This is a genomic window from Labrys sp. HAY1-8F, assembly GCF_056754975.1.
Window position 1 is genome coordinate 2,550,524 of the sequence record NZ_JBPGWZ010000002.1, and the last position, 15,442, is coordinate 2,565,965.

Annotated in this window: 15 protein-coding genes; 6 read left to right on the forward strand and 9 right to left on the reverse strand. The window is 64.7% G+C overall.

The annotated features are described in order from the left end of the window. The first annotated feature begins 181 nt into the window (after nt 1-181). From ACR9ZN_RS20935 to ACR9ZN_RS20950, 4 genes are all read left to right on the forward strand, one after another. Entirely contained in the window at nt 182-937 is a 756-nt protein-coding gene (locus tag ACR9ZN_RS20935) for an ABC transporter permease (protein ID WP_454816310.1), read from the forward strand. A gap of 8 nt (nt 938-945) precedes the next feature. After that, nucleotides 946-1,668, forward strand: coding sequence for an ABC transporter permease (locus ACR9ZN_RS20940; RefSeq protein WP_434958367.1), 723 nt, complete (start codon nt 946-948; stop codon nt 1,666-1,668). An 11-nt stretch (nt 1,669-1,679) separates the two neighbouring features. Further along, nucleotides 1,680-2,459, forward strand: a complete 780-nt coding sequence (locus ACR9ZN_RS20945; protein ID WP_441771132.1) for an ABC transporter ATP-binding protein — start codon at nt 1,680-1,682, stop codon at nt 2,457-2,459. Nucleotides 2,460-2,709: 250 nt separating this feature from the next. Beyond that, nucleotides 2,710-4,200: an HAL/PAL/TAL family ammonia-lyase gene (locus ACR9ZN_RS20950; protein WP_481273086.1), complete on the forward strand. Its 1,491-nt coding sequence runs from the start codon at nt 2,710-2,712 to the stop codon at nt 4,198-4,200. A 5-nt stretch (nt 4,201-4,205) separates the two neighbouring features. On the opposite strand, the gene ACR9ZN_RS20955 is transcribed toward ACR9ZN_RS20950, so the two are convergent. The 6 genes from ACR9ZN_RS20955 to ACR9ZN_RS20980 all read right to left on the reverse strand — a co-directional run bounded on the left by ACR9ZN_RS20955 (nt 4,206) and on the right by ACR9ZN_RS20980 (nt 10,772). Next, on the reverse strand, nt 4,206-5,489 hold the full coding sequence (locus ACR9ZN_RS20955) for an MGH1-like glycoside hydrolase domain-containing protein (RefSeq protein ID WP_481273087.1): 1,284 nt from the start codon (nt 5,487-5,489) through the stop codon (nt 4,206-4,208). A 40-nt stretch (nt 5,490-5,529) separates the two neighbouring features. Beyond that, a complete protein-coding gene (locus ACR9ZN_RS20960; protein WP_454816317.1) occupies nt 5,530-6,567 on the reverse strand; it encodes an ABC transporter ATP-binding protein in 1,038 nt (345 codons plus the stop codon). Between the two features lie 9 nt (nt 6,568-6,576). Further along, on the reverse strand, nt 6,577-7,416 hold the full coding sequence (locus ACR9ZN_RS20965; protein WP_434958372.1) for a carbohydrate ABC transporter permease: 840 nt from the start codon (nt 7,414-7,416) through the stop codon (nt 6,577-6,579). After that, a complete protein-coding gene (locus tag ACR9ZN_RS20970) occupies nt 7,413-8,261 on the reverse strand; it encodes a carbohydrate ABC transporter permease (RefSeq protein WP_481273088.1) in 849 nt (282 codons plus the stop codon). The genes ACR9ZN_RS20965 and ACR9ZN_RS20970 overlap by 4 nt, the downstream gene beginning before the upstream one ends. Nucleotides 8,262-8,378: 117 nt before the next feature. Next, nucleotides 8,379-9,656: an ABC transporter substrate-binding protein gene (locus ACR9ZN_RS20975; protein ID WP_454816321.1), complete on the reverse strand. Its 1,278-nt coding sequence runs from the start codon at nt 9,654-9,656 to the stop codon at nt 8,379-8,381. 72 nt (nt 9,657-9,728) lie between these two features. After that, the gene (locus tag ACR9ZN_RS20980) at nt 9,729-10,772 is read right to left on the reverse strand and encodes a LacI family DNA-binding transcriptional regulator (RefSeq protein WP_454816323.1); all 1,044 of its coding nucleotides are present in this window, start codon (nt 10,770-10,772) and stop codon (nt 9,729-9,731) included. 244 nt (nt 10,773-11,016) lie between these two features. On the opposite strand from ACR9ZN_RS20980, the gene ACR9ZN_RS20985 reads away from it, so the two are divergent. Both ACR9ZN_RS20985 and ACR9ZN_RS20990 read left to right on the forward strand, forming a co-directional pair. Next, nucleotides 11,017-11,559, forward strand: a complete 543-nt coding sequence (locus ACR9ZN_RS20985; protein ID WP_481273089.1) for a DUF2569 family protein — start codon at nt 11,017-11,019, stop codon at nt 11,557-11,559. Between the two features lie 110 nt (nt 11,560-11,669). Continuing rightward, a complete protein-coding gene (locus tag ACR9ZN_RS20990) occupies nt 11,670-12,593 on the forward strand; it encodes a hypothetical protein (RefSeq protein ID WP_481273090.1) in 924 nt (307 codons plus the stop codon). Between the two features lie 136 nt (nt 12,594-12,729). Here the strand turns inward: ACR9ZN_RS20990 and ACR9ZN_RS20995 are convergent, their stop codons facing one another. The 3 genes from ACR9ZN_RS20995 to ACR9ZN_RS21005 all read right to left on the reverse strand — a co-directional run bounded on the left by ACR9ZN_RS20995 (nt 12,730) and on the right by ACR9ZN_RS21005 (nt 15,408). Further along, the gene (locus tag ACR9ZN_RS20995) at nt 12,730-14,370 is read right to left on the reverse strand and encodes a N,N-dimethylformamidase beta subunit family domain-containing protein (protein ID WP_481273091.1); all 1,641 of its coding nucleotides are present in this window, start codon (nt 14,368-14,370) and stop codon (nt 12,730-12,732) included. Next, the gene (locus ACR9ZN_RS21000; protein ID WP_481273092.1) at nt 14,262-15,008 is read right to left on the reverse strand and encodes a hypothetical protein; all 747 of its coding nucleotides are present in this window, start codon (nt 15,006-15,008) and stop codon (nt 14,262-14,264) included. Before ACR9ZN_RS21000 ends, ACR9ZN_RS20995 begins: the two co-directional genes overlap by 109 nt. Nucleotides 15,009-15,087: 79 nt before the next feature. Next, the gene (locus ACR9ZN_RS21005) at nt 15,088-15,408 is read right to left on the reverse strand and encodes a N,N-dimethylformamidase alpha subunit family protein (RefSeq protein WP_441771122.1); all 321 of its coding nucleotides are present in this window, start codon (nt 15,406-15,408) and stop codon (nt 15,088-15,090) included. Nucleotides 15,409-15,442 lie beyond the last annotated feature (34 nt).

Sequence of the window (15,442 nt, forward strand, 5' to 3'; positions counted from 1 at the left end):
GGGTGATCCCGTCTCATCGCAAAACGCCATGCACGAGCCTTGCGGGCCGGCGTAGACGCCCCGCAGGATCGTCGGAGCGGGATTGCGCGGCTGGCCTCACCACCCTTGGTGCGGAAGAACGGTCTGCATCGCAATCATCGCTTCCTGTCTCACTGGCCTACCCCGAGAGGAGAGCCAAATTGTGGACGTAATCACGAGCCTGCCCGACAAGATCTCCTATCTGGTTTCCATTCTCGGTTTCGGTGAGACCGGCTGGGGCTTCTATCTCCTCGCCGGCGCCGCGATGACCCTCGCCGTCACCCTCGCTGCGATGCTGATCGGCGCCGTCGTCGGCTCGTTCGTCGCCTGGGCCAAGATCACCGACAACCTGCCCGCCCGTATGGTGGGCAATGTCTACACAATCGTGCTGCGCGGCGCCCCCGAACTTTTGATCATCTACATGGTCTATTTCGGCCGCGTAGTCGACGTGGTCGGCAACTCACTGGGCGCGCTCGGCATCGGCAACAGCACGATCGTCAACAATTTCCTGGCGGGTGCGCTCGGGGTCGGCCTGATTTCCGCCGCCTATCAAGCGGAAGTCTTTCGCGGTGCCTTCACCGCCATCACCAAGGGTGAGATCGAGGCGGGCCGCGCCATCGGCATGCCGCGCTTCATGCGCTTTCGCCGCATCATCGCGCCGCAGATCATGCGCTTCGCCATTCCCGGTCTCGGCAATGTCTTTCAGCTCAGCGTCAAGGACTCGGCCCTGATCTCGGTTACCGGCCTGATCGAGATCATGAACGCCACCAACAAGGCGGTCGGATCGACGCGGCAATCCTTCCTGTTCTACACCGTCGCCGCCTGCCTTTACCTCGTCCTCACGACCTTCTCGACCCAGTTCTTCAATGCCGGCGAGCGACGCGTGGCCAAGAGCTTCCGCCGCCCGGTGGGACAGTAGGTGCCGCCATGAGCCTCGATTTCGCCCTCGAAGCCCTGAGCAAGATCCTCGCCGTCCTGCCGACGACGTTGATGCTCTTCATCTTCTCCGTCCTGCTCGGCCTGGCCTTCGCCCTGATCGTGCTGTGGATGCGCATGAGCAACAACCGCCTGCTGGTCGGTCTGGCCAAGGCCTATATCTTCACCTTTCGCGGCACGCCGCTGCTGATCCAGATGTTCCTGATCTTCTACGGACTGGCTCAATTCCAGTTCATGAAGGAATCCTGGTTCTGGCTGGTGCTCAAGAACCGCTTCGCCTCGGCCGTGTTCGTGATGGCGCTGTGCACCGCCGCCTATCAGGCGGAGATCCTGCGCGGCGGCCTCCTGGCCGTGTCAGCTAAGGAGATCGAGGCCGCGCGTGCCATCGGCATGTCCGGCTTCAAGTTGCTCTACCGCATCATCGCGCCCATCGCTCTGCGCCAAGCCCTGCCAGCCTATTCGACCGAGGTGATCCTGACCTTGAAATCGACCTCCCTGGCCGGGCTGATCGGCGTGGTCGAGATGACCGGCATCGCCCAGAAGATCGGCCGCCAAGCCCTCCTCGACGTACCGGTCCTGGCCCTAGCCGGGGCGATCTACCTCGTCCTGAGCTACGGCATCATCTTTCTGCTAGGCCTCGCCGAACGAAAACTCTCCCCTCATCTGCGCTTCATGCCGCCCAGCGCGCAGACACCGCGCACCATCGTCGGCTGAAAGGAAACGTCATGACCGCTTCCAGCGAAATCGCGCTCAGCGTCAAGAACATCCGCAAGAGCTACGGCGATCACGAAGTGCTCAAGGGCATCTCGCTCGACGCCCATCAGGGCGACGTGATCTCCATTCTCGGCGCCTCGGGCTCTGGCAAGAGTACCTTCCTGCGCTGCATCAACCTGCTTGAGACGCCCGACGAGGGTGAGATCGTCGTTGCCGGCGAGAAGGTCGAGATGCGCCGGACCAAGAAAGGCCAGCTCGCCCCCACCAACGGCAAGCAGGTGGACCGCATCCGATCCGAACTCGGCATGGTGTTCCAGAGCTTCAACCTGTGGTCGCACATGACCGTGCTGCAGAACCTGATCGAAGGGCCCGTGCATGTGCTGGGCCGTCCCAAGGCCGAGTGCGTCGCCGAGGCGGAAGCCCTGCTGGAACGGGTTGGCCTCGCCGAGCGGCGCAACTACTATCCCTCGCACATGTCGGGCGGCCAGCAGCAGCGCGCCGCCATCGCCCGGGCGCTGGCCATGAAGCCAAAGGTGATGCTCTTCGACGAGCCGACCTCGGCGCTCGATCCCGAACTGGTCGGTGAAGTCCTGCGCGTGATGCGCGGCCTCGCCGAAGAAGGGCGCACCATGCTGGTGGTCACCCATGAAATGGGCTTTGCCCGCAACGTCTCCAACCGCGTGATGTTCCTGCACAAGGGCGAGGTGGAGGCCGACGGCTCGCCCGACGAATTGTTCAAGGAAGCGAAGTCGGAGCGCTTCAAGCAGTTCATCTCCAGCCAGCATCATTGATGACCAAAAGCGCCAATCCGCCGTTTTGACGGACAAAGCGCGATAATCCCTCCCCGGCTTCGGGGAGGTCGCGCACACAGTTTGTGTGCGGTGGGCCGAGCGTAAGCGAGGTCGGGTGGGGTCGAGTGGCGCGACTAGGCCATTTCTTGCCCCCTCAACACCACACTCCCCCTTCCGTCGATGCTGTGCATCGACACCTTCCCCGAAGCCGGGGAAGGATAATCGCGCCCTATTTGCCAGGTCTCCTCGCATGTCCATCATCCTTGACCGTCCCCTCACCTGGCGAGAGATCGCCGCCATTGCCGACGGGACGGAACTCTCCCTTTCCGAGGCTGCCTGGCAGCGCCTGGCCCAGGCCCGCGCCATCGTCGATGCCATCGTCGAGCGCGGCATCCTCGCGTACGGCGTGAACACCGGTGTGGGCGGCCTCGCCAACGTCATCGTCGACAGGCCGCAACAGCAGCAATTGTCGCGCAACATCCTGATGAGCCATGCCGTGGGCGTCGGTGCTCCCCTCGGCAAGGCCGAAACGCGGGCGATCATTGCCGCAGCCATCAACAATTACGCCCATGGCCGTTCCGGCGTCAGGCCTGACGTGGTCGAACAGATGCTGGCCCTGCTGGCGCATGACTGCTTGCCCGAGGTGCCCTCGCTCGGCTCGGTCGGCTATCTCAGCCATATGGCCCACATCGCCCTGGTGCTGATCGGAGAGGGCCACGCCGTCGTCGACGGACAGAGATTGACGGGGAGCCGCGCGCTCGCCCGTATCGGGCGCACCCCGTTGGTGCTGGAGGCCAAGGAGGGCCTGAGCCTGGTCAATGGCTCGCCCTGCGTCACCGGCCTCGCCGCGCTCGCTCTGGCCCGCAGCGAAAAGCTGGTCGGCTGGGCCGATGTCACTGCCGCCATGAGCTTCGAGAACCTGCGCAGCCAGCCCAGGGCGTTCGACGAGGCCTCGCTTGCCCTGCGCATTTCGGCAGGCATGCAGGCGACGGGGCGGCATCTGCGCGCCTTGCTGGACGGCAGCGCCATCCTGGCTGCCGCAGCCGGGCGGCAGACCCAGGACCCGCTCAGCCTGCGTGCCGTGCCGCATGTCCACGGCGCGGTGCGCGACGCACTTGCCGAGATCGGCGCCACTGTCGACCGGGAACTTGCCTCGGTCACCGACAATCCGGCCGTACTCGGCACGCCTGAGGCACCCGAGGTCTATTCGCAGGCGCATGCCGTGGCGCCCGGCATCGCGCTCGCCATGGACACGCTCGGCATCGCGATGGCCGAGTTGGCGGCGATGGCGGAACGGCGGATTGACCGCCTCGTCAATCCGCATGTCAGCAATCTGCCGGCTTTCCTCGCCGTGGGCAGCGGCGTCTCCTCGGGCTTCATGATCGCCCAGTACACCGCAGCCTCTCTGGTGGCGCTCAATCGCCGCCTCGCCAGTCCCGCAAGCCTCGACGGCGGCATCACCTCGGGCCTGCAGGAAGACCATCTCAGCCACGCCACGCCTTCAGCCCTCAAGGCCCTGCAGATCCTCGACAATGCCGAGTACATCCTGGCGATCGAACTCATCGCCGATGCCCAGGCCTATGACCTGCAGGCCGAAGATCACGCCAAGGCGCCCGGCACCGACACCTTCTATCGCGACGTGCGCACCGCGCTGCCGCCCTATCGCGACGATCGTCCTTTGGCTGATGACATCGCCGTCGCGCGCGGGATCATCCGCCGGGCCGACGCCAGTGGCGCCTGAAGCTCCTATGGCGTGCGTTTCACCAGTTCGGCCACCATCGCGGCCGTCCAGGTGAAATGACCGCCGCCAAGGCCCTCGCCCGAGATCGGATCGTAATATTCGGCAAAGCCGCTTTCCTCGATCAGGGCCAGGCTGTCGGCCTCGACCTTGGCCGCGGCTTCGACGAGATTGCAGCGCCGGAGGCCGTCGGCGACCAGCATGTTGACGATGATCCAGATCGGGCCGCGCCAATAGCGCCTGGGCTCGAAGCGCCGGTCGGCGGGATCGTGGCTGGCAATGCCGTAGCGCGTGCGCCTGCGCCAAGCCGCGATACGTTCGGCGATGGCCCTCTGGCGTGCTTCATCGCCGAGCCCGGCGAAGACGGGCAACAGACCGCCGATCGACGGGCTGTCGATCAAGTGGCCCGAGACGCGATCGAGACAGAGATATTGACCGAAGCGCTCACTCCACAACCGCTCGAAGGCCGCCCTCGCCTTGGCGACACGGGCGCGGGCGCGGGCGGCGATCTCCGGCTCGCCCAGGGTCTGCGCAAGATCGGCAAGATCGCTGTCGGAGCGGACCAGAATGGCGTTGAAGCCGGGGTCGACCATGCGAAAGGGCGAGGCCTCATGCAGCCTTGCATTGTCCCAGCCGAGGCCGCGAAAGCGCTGCAGCAGCCAGAGGAAGCGATCGTAATCGGCCTTGTGCGGGCGCTGGGCGGCATCGACGTGCCGGGTGTCGCGCCGTTCATAGGGCTCCACCCCGTCGGTCGGCACCCGCATCATCGCCTCATCCCAGTCGACAGAATTGTCGCGTCCGGATTCCCAGGGATGGATGATGGCGACGAGGCCACTGCCCTCGGGGTCGCGGCAGGCATAGAACCAGTGATGCCAGGCATCCGCCTTGGCCAGCAACCCATGCGCCTTGTGACGGGCGAGTTCCTTGTCGCCGGCCTCGTCGTGCAGGCGCTTCATCACATAGGCCAGCACCGGCGGCTGGGTGATGCCCGATGTCGGCACAGGGCGACCGGTACGCCAGACGGAGGGACCGGGAAAATAGCCATCGTCGTCGACGTGGAAGACGATGTGCGGCACCATGCCATCAGGCCATTGATGGGCAAGCAGGGTCTCGACCTCCTGCCAGGCCCTGGCCTCGTCGAGATGACGCAGCCCCAGTGCCGTCAAGCAGGAATCCCAGTTCCACTGGAAGGGATAGAGCCCCTTGGTGGGGATGGTGTAGGCGCCGCGATCATTCTCGCGCAGCACGGCGGCAGCCCGCTCGAAGGCAGCGGCACGGTCAAGTCGGGTCATGGAAGGCTCCCAGTAAGGTCGAATTTGGAGGGGAAAGGCCCTAGAGCACAGCTGCAGAGGTCTCGACGTCGAACCAGCGCACGCTGTCCGGGCGCGGCGCCAGGGTAAGCGCCTCGCCGGGGCGGATCTTGTGCTCGTTCTCCAGCACGGCGCGGAAGAGGTGGCCGCCGACATCGAGCGAGACGAGCTGGTGCGGGCCGAGCGGCTCCACCACCCTGACCCGTCCCGTCAGCCCCTCGCCGCTCGGCGTCAGTTCCTCGGGCCGGATGGCGAATTCGATCGGGCGGGACGTCGCGGGCGCCGGCAGCTTCAGGCCGGCAACGTCGGCCGTTGCGCCGGCCACCGTCGCCGGCAGGAAGTTCATCGGCGGATTGCCGATGAAACCGCCGACGAAGCGGGTTGCCGGGTAGGCATAGACTTCCGTCGCCGGCGCCGCCTGCACGATCCGGCCCTGATGCATCACGGCTATGCGGTCGGCCAGGCTCATCGCCTCGACCTGGTCGTGGGTGACATAGATCGTGGTGGTGCGGCTTTCCTGCAGGATGCCCTTGAGCTCAGCCCGCATTTCGAGCCGAAGCAGGGCATCGAGATTGGAGAGTGGTTCGTCCATCAGAAGGACGGCCGGCTCCACCGCCAGGGCGCGGGCCACGGCAACGCGCTGGCGCTGGCCGCCGGAGAGCTGGCCCGAATAGCGCTGCAGGAGTTGCTCGATATGCATCAGCCCGGCCGTGCGCTTCACACGCTGCTCGATTTCCTGATTCAACATTTTCTTCATCCGCAGGCCGAAGGCGATATTCTCGAACACGGTCATGTGCGGGAATACCGCGTAGTTCTGGAAGACCATGGCGATGCCGCGGTCGCGCGGCGGCAGTCCGTCGACCCGCCTGCCGCCGATATGGACCTTACCGGCACTCGCCCTCTCCAGCCCGGCGACGATGCGCAGCAGCGTGGTCTTGCCGCAGCCCGAAGCCCCGAGCAGCACCAGGAACTCCTGGTCCCGGATGGTCAGGTCGAGCGTGTGCAGTGCCGTATAGGAACCGAAACTCTTGCGCACGCCCCGGATCTCGATGTCGGCCATGGGAGCCCCTCAGCGATTGGCGATGCCCCAGAGCGAAAACAGATATTTCCGCACCAGGAACAGGAAGATCAGGGCCGGGATGATCAGCACGAAGGCGCCGGCAAATTTCAACGGCAGCGGCGAGACATCCAGGCTGGTGAGCAGGAAGGCCGTCAGGGTCTGGTTCTGCACGGTGAGCACGGAGGCCGCGAACACCTCGTTCCAGGAGGTGACGAAGGCGAACACGCCGGAGGCCGAGATGCCGGGCAGCGCCAAGGGCGCCACGATCCTGACGAAAGCCTGGGCCCGGTTGCAGCCGAGCGTCCAGGCGGCCTCCTCCAGCTCCACGGGAATGCTGACGAAGAGCGAGGAGGTGATCAGAATGGCGAAGGGCAGCGCCAGCACGGTGTGGATCAGCGCCAGGCCAAGCAGCGTGTCGTCGAGGCCGGTACGCAGATAGAACACCGCCAGCGGCAGCGCGAGTAGCGGCAGAGGAAAGGCGCGCGTCATCAGTACAAGGATGCGGAAGGCGCCCTTGCCCTTGAAGCGGAAGCGGGCCAGGGCGTAGCCGGCCGGCGCACCGATCACGATGGAGAGCACCATGGTCAGCCCCGCGACCAGCAGCGAATTCACCAGGGCCCTGGTGACGCCGGCATAGTTCCAGAAGAAGGCGAGGCTGGTGAGATCGAAGGCCGGCCAGAAGCGCTTGGGCCAGCCCGTCACCGCCGCAGGCGCATTGAAGGCGTCCACCGCCAGCAGATAGATCGGCACCAGCACCCAGGCGCACAGGACGATCGCGGCGACGCGCAGGCCCCAGCGTGCCGGGGCGGCGGCGCCCGTATCATCTTGCGTCACGGCGGCCTCGCTCATGGCGCCGTCTCCTTTTTCTCACCCAGCGTCCACAGGAAGAACACGGTGAGGACGATCGAGATCGCCAGGATTACCATGGCGTAGGCAGCGGCACCCGCGCGGTCCTGCAGGGTGAATTGCCAGCCATAGGTCTCGCCCATCAGCACCGGCAAGTTGGTGCCGGCCAGCACCAGCACGATGGCGAAGACCTCGAAGGCGAGGATGGTGCGCAGGATCAGCGCGGTCTGCAGGCTGGGGCGCAGCAGCGGCAAGGTGATCCTGACGAAACGCTTCCAAGGCCCTGCACCGAACACCTCTGCCGCCTCGTAATACTCGCGCGGAATGAGCGACATGCCGGCCACCAGGATGACCAGCACCACCGCCGTCGCCCGCCAGAGTTCGGCCAGCACGATGGCGGCAAAAAGCAGGACGATGTTCTGATAGCCTAGCAGGAGCTGGGGACCGCCGATCAGTCCTAGGGCATGACGGGCGCTGTTGAGAAAGCCGTTCTGCTCGAGGATGGCCAGCCAGATCAGCCCGGCGGCGAGATCGGAGATACCGAGCGGGATGGTGAAGACATAGAGGGCGAGATCGCGCCCCTTGCCGAGATTCATCACCAAGGCCGCCATGGCCAGGGCTAGCGCGATCTGCAGCGGCACCACGATTGCCGTCAGCACCACCGTGTTGCGCAAGGCCGGCCAGAACTTCCAGTCGCTCATGATCGAGCGGAAATTGCCGGTCGAGATCTGGCCATACTGCATAAAGGCCTCCACCGCGACCTGGCTGAACGGCAGCAGGAAGAAGGCGACCAGGAAGAGCGTCGCGGGGGCGAGCAGCAGATAGGGTAGAATGCGGACATTACTCACGGCTCGGTCCCCCTAGAGCAAAACGCGTTCAAGTGTGAACGCCTATTTGCTCTAACTCTTTGCTTCGACGCGTCTTTGCGATTCTTGGTGACTCCCTCAAATCGCAAAACGCTATGGCTATTCGACCTTGCAAGGTCCCTCGCTCTTGGGATCGGGCGCCCAGCAAGGCGCCTTCTTCTCGTCGAGGATGGCCTGCAGGGCCTGCGCCTGCTGGTCGAGCACATCGCGCACCGGCTGGCCGCCGAGCACGATGCGCTGGAAGGTATCGGAGAAGACCTTGTTGTAGCGTCCCCCCGCATCGCCGATGCCGATCGGCAGCAGCACGGGCAGGGAGTCCGTCGCTGCATTCTGCGCGGCCACCACCGGCGCGAGGATCTTGGCGCTGGCCGGCACGTCGTCGGGCAACTTGACATCGACCACCGGGAAGAAGCCGGTCGCCTTCACCATGGCGATCTCCGTCTCGGGCTTGAGCATATAGGCGACCAGCGCCTTGGCATCTTCGGGCGCATTCGAGGTCCTGGGCACGGCGATACCGGTAATCACCGGCATGTTGGCGCGGCCCTTCGGCCCGGCCGGCACCGGAAAGACCACGAAATCGTCGGGTTTCTGGTTGAGCGCATCCTTCAGCCGGGCGACATGGTCCCAGGCCACCCAGACCTCGCCATTCAGCAGGGGCTCCTGCATGAAGGCATAGGAGGTTGAAGCTGGCGTCACCGCCGCATGCCAGAAGTCACGGAAGTCGTTCCACATCTTCTCGGCTTCCGGCGACCTGAACTTCACCACCGCCGCGCCGGTGAAGGAGGGCAGGAGATAGCCCTGGAAGAAACGGTGCGACAGCCCCTTCGGACCGGCCGGAAAGCCGATCTTGGGACCACCGGAGGCCTGCGCCATCGCCCTGCCCCAGGCATAGAACTGCTCATAGGTGATCTTCTGCAGGTCGGTGCCCTCAGGCAGATATTGCAGCGCCTGCTTGCTGGCGATCATCACATAGGTCGCCTGCATCCAGGGAATGTATTTCTGCTCGGCCGTGCCGAGCTTGCCGAAGCTCATATAACTTTCGGCGACGGTGCCGGCGGGCACCACGCCTTCGAGATTGACGAGGCCGTCGGGAATGCTGGCAAGCTCGCCATGCAGGCCGCCCAGCACGGTAATGGCGCCCGACCCGGCCTGCAGCTCGGCCTGGATACGAGTGATGAACGGGCCGGCTTCCTGAGCCGAATAGGTGACCGGCTTGCCGAAGCCGGTGAGCACGCCGTCGCGAATGGCCTGCGATTCCTCCACGGGCGTGGCCTGGGTCGACCAGAACAGCAGATTCTGTGCGATCGCCACGGTGGGCATGGCCAGTGCTCCAACCAGAACGGCGCCTGACAAAAGCCTTTTCATCGATCCGCTCATGCTCCCCTCCCCTTGTGCATAGTCTTTCCTCCTCGCGCGAGGCCTCTATGGGCCCCGGCTCGGCCCCGCCGCTCAGTCGACGGGCGCGGGGCCATGGCTGGCCCGAAGCTCCAGCTTCGGTTCCAGCAGCAGGGTCCTGATGCCGGCTTCGCCCAGCTCTATCCGTGCCACCACCATGTCGCCGGCGATGCGGCCGCTCTCCCGGATGTTCTGGTCGAAGGTGGTGAGCGGCGGATTGGCGTAGGCAGCCATCGGCACATTGTCGAAGCCGACGACCGACAGGTCTTCCGGTACGCGCAGGCCGAGTTCGCGGGCGACATCGAGCACGGCGAAGGCGAGCTGGTCGGTCAATGCGATCACCGCCGTCGGCCGGGGATCGAGCGAAAGCAGGGCGCGCGCCTCGTCATGCGCACCGTCGCGATCATTGGGAGCCACCTTGGCGACATGATCAGACCGCAGCGGCAGACCGAGCTCGTTCAGGGCCCGCTCCAGGCCGAGGCTGCGGAAATGGGCAAAGGTATAGGCGACATCGGGCATGAGCAGAGCGAAGCACCGGTGGCCAAGGGAGACCAGCCGGCGCGCCAGGCCATCCAGCGCCTTCTCGCCATCGGTATCGAGCCAGGAATAAGGACCTGGTGCCTCGATCAACCGGCCATGGGCGACAAAGGGAATGCGCCGCGCGATGAGCACGCGCGCCCGGGCATCGTCGACGGTCAGGCGATTGATGACGAGGCCGTCGGCCTGCGAACCGTCTACCATGTGGCGCAACAATTGCAGCTCGTCACGGCTCTGAGAGCTGGCGGCCAGGAAGAGATCACGTCCAAGTTCGGCAAGGCTGTCGGCCAGGCCGAGGAGAAACTCGCCGACGAAGGCATCGGTGATCTGTCCCGCCGGCTGCGGCAGCATCATGCCGATGGCATTGGAGCGCCCCGAGACCAGCATGCGCCCGGCGCGGCTGGCGACATAGCCATGCTCACGCGCAGCCTGAACCACGCGTTCACGGGTCTTTTCAGACACGTCGGAATAGCCGCCGAGGGCGCGCGAAACCGTCGGCACCGACAGGCCGAGCACCCTGGCGAGCTCCTTGAGCCCAATTGCACGCGACGTTTCGCTCACTATTTTTTCTCATCAAAAACGTTTTGAATAAGATCCAAAACGTTTTGGAAAATGTCAAGCGATGCCGTGTTGGGAATGGTGGAGGTGCCTACCCACGGGCTCTCTTCCGGGCAGAGCCACCCCAGGAGGCATTTGGGCGGGCAACTGGCATGCGTCCTCGCATTGGTAACCCAGGTCACTTGGGCGAACCCGACGCCGATGCTATGGACGGAGGATCTGGTGAAAAGGGCGGTGGCGGCAACCTATGAGCATCGCAGGCGAGCATCAGCCAGATTCATTGCCGCTGGTCGTCGGGCCGGTGGGCATCGGCGGCTGGCTCGTTCTGCCCTTGCTGGATATCGTCATCACGCCGTTCTATTCGGTCTATGAAGTCTATTCCATGCTGACCGGCTGGGACCTGCTCGGCCCCAATGTCGGTGGCGCGGTGGACGGGCGCTTCGAGGCCGCCCGGCTGCCGCTTCTCGCTTACGCCTTCACATCGGTCGCCAGGGGCGCTCTTGCCGCCTATTGCCTCTCTCTGATGCTGAAACGCTCACCCCAGACGCCGAGATGGATGATCATCTACTACGCGATGGAATTCATGTTCGGTTTCCTGGATTTCTTTATCAATCGAGCCCTGGAAGGCATCCTCCAGCAGGCCGGTTCCCAGGATTATTGGATCCTGGCCTTCAACATCGCCATCTGCCTGATCTGGATCGCCTATTTCCGCCGCTCCTGGCGGGTGGCCAACACGTTCCGATCGCAGCAGGTGGAGGCCGACAGGCACCTTGGGGAGATATTCTCGTGAGGCGGGAACGATTGCCCCCGCCACCTGCGTTTTCAATCCGAGCCATTGCGCCAAAAAGCAACCGTGCCCAAGCGACTACCGGCAGGGCCTGTCTGAGCTGAGGAGAGACCATGTCGATGAAGCAACGTCCTTACTGGCCCATCCTGCTGGCGCCCTGGCTCCTGTCCGCGGTGCCAGCCCAGGCTCAGGAAGCCCCTCCGGCCGGCGAGCAGCGCTGCCGCGACTTCATCGCCAATCTCGCCAAATTGGACGTTCCCCTTCCCAAGATCGGCAAGGTCGGCGCCAAATCCAATGGTGGCTGCCTCTATACCGACAGCGTTCTCGAACAGGGCCACGTCCGCTGGAGCATCGACACCATCGATCTCGACAGGATCGAACCCGATCCGGCCGGAGCGGACAAGATGCCGCTCGCCATGCGCATCTCGCTCAGCGGCATACGCGTGTCGGGGGCCGTGGCAGGCGACACGGTTTTTTCCTATGTGCAGCAGCTGACGGCACCACCGATGGCCCTGTCACTCGACTATGAACGCGATGTGCCCAAGGATGCCCTCAAGGTCAACGCGCTCACCTTCAACACCTCGCATGGCGCCCTCTCTCTTTCCGCCGAGCTTGCCCGGATCGAGCCCATGCTGAAGAGCTGGTCGCCGCAAGATGTGGTCATGCGGACAGCGCTGAAATCGCTGGAATTCAACCTGCATGACGAGGACGGCGAGATCCAGAGGCTGGTCGCCATGCCACTCGCGCTCGCCCTGCTCAAGGGCTCACCGGACCCGGCGGCCCGCCTCGCCGAACTCAAGCAACAGGGCGCGACCTGGATGCGGCTCACGCTCGGCCTGCTCGGGGTGCCGAAGGAAAGCACCGAGGAAACGATCGCCGCCATGATGGAGCTGCCCAAGGCCACCAAGCCGTTCTATCTTGGCATCAAGCTGCCGCAGCCGGTGGGCGTCGAGGACCTCTTCCGCGCCATGGTCGGCGGCGTATCGCCCGGGACCCTGTTCCCGGACGGATCGATCACCGCGACCTATGGGAAGTAGGGAGCGGCAGGCTTTTTTCCGGTAGAGGCTGAGGCCCATCTCGGCCTGGGAAGGTTCACTGTAGCCCCGCAAGAAAAAACGCGGAAAGCCTTCTCCACGAAGTGGGGAAGGCCCGACGCGTTTCATTCTGCGCCCCTCACGCCACCGCGAAGGGCTCGTCTTCCAGGAAGCGCTTCAGGACGTTCCAGGTGATCCTGGAGACGTTGTTGTCGTAGTTGTTGTGGCTGAGCGAGCCGCACCAGGCGATCGACGAGGTCGCGAACAGCGCGCCGCCTGACGGCGTCTCGCCGAAGGCAAGATCGGCATGCACGCGCGGATTGGTGTCGCCGCCGATATTGGGCGGCACCACGCCGAACTCCTCGTTGACCAGCAGCATCATTGGCGAATGATCGACCGAGGAAGCCAGGCGCAGCATGTTGGGCGGCGAGCCGAGATCCGTGGCCAGGCAATCGAGCTCGATGCCCGCCGCTCCGCCGCCGATCAGGCCGAAATCGCCGATGATCTCGTCCGGCACCCCCTCGAAGATGAAGGCCGCGCGGGGATTGTCGGCGTCGGGCGCGCGGCGAAAGGGGCTGGAGACGTCGAAGCCCTGCGCGATGAAGCCGACGCCGCAGATCACGTTAGGCGCCCGGCCGATGCGACGCCACAGACCGCCATATTCGCCGTTGAAGGACTGGTAGTATTCGCCCGGCTCGGCGATCCAGGTGCGGATGCCGTCCTCGGCCCGGCGCAGCTCGATCACGCCCGGCAGGGTCTGGTGATAGGCGATGCGCCAGTACCAGCCATTGCCGCCCATATACATCAGCCGGCCGCCACGATCGATCCAGGCCTTCATCGCATCCCACATCCTGGTGGAATGATATTCGGGATGCGTGCCGGTGATCACCACCTGGTAGTCCCGCAGCAGCTCGTAGCCGTCCTCGTGCAGGTCCTCGTCGGTGATGACGTCGTAGTCGACGCCCCGATGGTCGAGCCAGTCATAGAGATGGGTATCGGCATTGTACTGGTAGAGGGCCGAGCCATGCCCGCCGAGCCAGGAGTGGTAGCGCGGCGAGAAATTGAGCACGGGTCTGAGGCGGCTCGAATAATGCACGCCCGAGCCATCGGCATGGCAGTCATAGAGCGAGCCGCCGAGCTCGGGATGCTCGTAGAGATAGACGTCGGAATGGCCGAAGGTGAGGAGGCGGTTCATGGCGAGTTCGGCGCCGCGCGCGGTGATGTGCTCGCCATGATTGGCATAGGCCATGTAGGAGGCCGTGGGGGCCAGCATGGCGAGTTTTGGGCGCGAACCCAGGGGCCGTGAGCCTTGGGCACAGCGGCGCGGCGGGCGCACGAAGAAGGCGATGTAGTTTTCGCGCGTCACCGTCTCGTCGCTGTCGCCGCAGGTGACGTGCAGCGCATAGGGGCCGCTCTTCAGCTCTTCGGGAATGACGAGGCTGACGGAGGTCTCCCAGCCCGCATCGTAGAGATCGTCGTGATGGAAGTGGATAGCACCGTAATGCTCGGGCTTGCGGTTGAAGTCATGCTCCTCGCCGGTCCAGTTCCACCCCTTCATGCCGCGGGTCGGCAGATGGAAGAGCTCGCCGTGATGATGCGAGGGCCCGATATCGACAGCCCTGGTCGAACAGATCTCGCGGGCAAAATCCCATTGCGCGATGACCTTGGCCTTCAGGGCCGCCGGCTGGGGCGACAGCAGGAGTGCCTGATGTTCCTCGGGGGCATGGAAACCGGCCAAGAGAACGGGCCCGTCGATCTTGCCGTCGAAATGCTCGGCCACCGTGCCGTCGGCCTGATGGCAGCCGGCCAGCAGGAAGGGCGCCTCGACGGGGGGAGCGGCACCTTCAGGCTGGTTTCCTCAAAGCCTGTATCGAAAACATGGGCATAGGGCTTCACCGGGCGCTGGGAGAGCATGATGCGGCCGGTGGCAGGCTCGAAGGCGACAGCGACGGCATACCATTGGCGCACCAGCATGCCGTCGCGCAGCGCGAATTCGGCCTGCCGGCCCGGACCATCACCCACGATGACGGCGAGGCGGCCACCTTCCTTCATCTGGATACGAAAACCGCGTTGCGTGACCGGGTCCCATTGCGCCGCGATGGTCTGTGGCCCGCGGGACGGCAGGGTCGGCCAGAGCATGGCGAAGAAGGTGAACGGGGCGCACCCGAGTGCCGTCACGCCGTCCGCCTGCATGTAGGAACCGGCATCGATGCGCTGGGGTCGGCCTGGGTGGCGCCCGTCGATATCCGTCGGTACTGCCAAGAATTTCAGACCCGGTCCCTCGGGATTGCAATCGCCATGCCGCACGCGCACCAGCCGGGCTTCGAAGTCGTCCCCTTCCTCGAGTGAGATCTTGAAGGCGATGGTCTCGCCCGGGGCGACCGAATAGCGGTCGGGATAGCCGGTGATTTTCAGCATGGCGTGGGCTCTCGGATGGCGTTGTTATCGTGTTGGGGCGCAAGAGCCTTCTCCCCTCGCGGGAGAAGGGAAACGCGCCTCAGTCCCGGAACGGCAGGTTGATGCTCTCACCGGTGAGCAGGCGCCAGCGCCGGCGGAAGATCTCCCATTCCGCCTCTTCGCGGCTGGTGAAGACAGGCTCGTCCTCGTAAACGATCGGATCGCGCCGGTCCGGCGGCATCGTGGCGAGCACCCATTCCTGGAAGGGCTTGCGGCAGAACAGGATCACCTGGCTGCCCGAAGGGTCCTGGCGCATGATGTGCAGCATGCGCTGCAGGCCGGGGCTGTGGCGCCCGATCGGGCAGCGCCGGAATTCCTCGATATACTGACGGTCTGCGTGGGGATCGATCTTGTAGACCATGGCACTGCCTTCACGGGCAAAAGTGTTTTGCGAT

Bases quoted from the DNA above. Each gene is read 5' to 3' on its own strand.
- ACR9ZN_RS20945 (WP_441771132.1), top strand. From the start codon at position 1,680: ATGACCGCTTCCAGCGAAATCGCGCTCAGCGTCAAGAACATCCGCAAG.
- ACR9ZN_RS20975 (WP_454816321.1), bottom strand. From the start codon at position 9,656: ATGAGCGGATCGATGAAAAGGCTTTTGTCAGGCGCCGTTCTGGTTGGA.
- ACR9ZN_RS20940 (WP_434958367.1), top strand. From the start codon at position 946: ATGAGCCTCGATTTCGCCCTCGAAGCCCTGAGCAAGATCCTCGCCGTC.
- ACR9ZN_RS20985 (WP_481273089.1), top strand. From the start codon at position 11,017: ATGAGCATCGCAGGCGAGCATCAGCCAGATTCATTGCCGCTGGTCGTC.
- ACR9ZN_RS20950 (WP_481273086.1), top strand. From the start codon at position 2,710: ATGTCCATCATCCTTGACCGTCCCCTCACCTGGCGAGAGATCGCCGCC.
- ACR9ZN_RS20965 (WP_434958372.1), bottom strand. From the start codon at position 7,416: ATGAGCGAGGCCGCCGTGACGCAAGATGATACGGGCGCCGCCGCCCCG.
- ACR9ZN_RS20960 (WP_454816317.1), bottom strand. From the start codon at position 6,567: ATGGCCGACATCGAGATCCGGGGCGTGCGCAAGAGTTTCGGTTCCTAT.
- ACR9ZN_RS21000 (WP_481273092.1), bottom strand. From the start codon at position 15,008: ATGCTGAAAATCACCGGCTATCCCGACCGCTATTCGGTCGCCCCGGGC.
- ACR9ZN_RS20990 (WP_481273090.1), top strand. From the start codon at position 11,670: ATGTCGATGAAGCAACGTCCTTACTGGCCCATCCTGCTGGCGCCCTGG.
- ACR9ZN_RS20955 (WP_481273087.1), bottom strand. From the start codon at position 5,489: ATGACCCGACTTGACCGTGCCGCTGCCTTCGAGCGGGCTGCCGCCGTG.
- ACR9ZN_RS21005 (WP_441771122.1), bottom strand. From the start codon at position 15,408: ATGGTCTACAAGATCGATCCCCACGCAGACCGTCAGTATATCGAGGAA.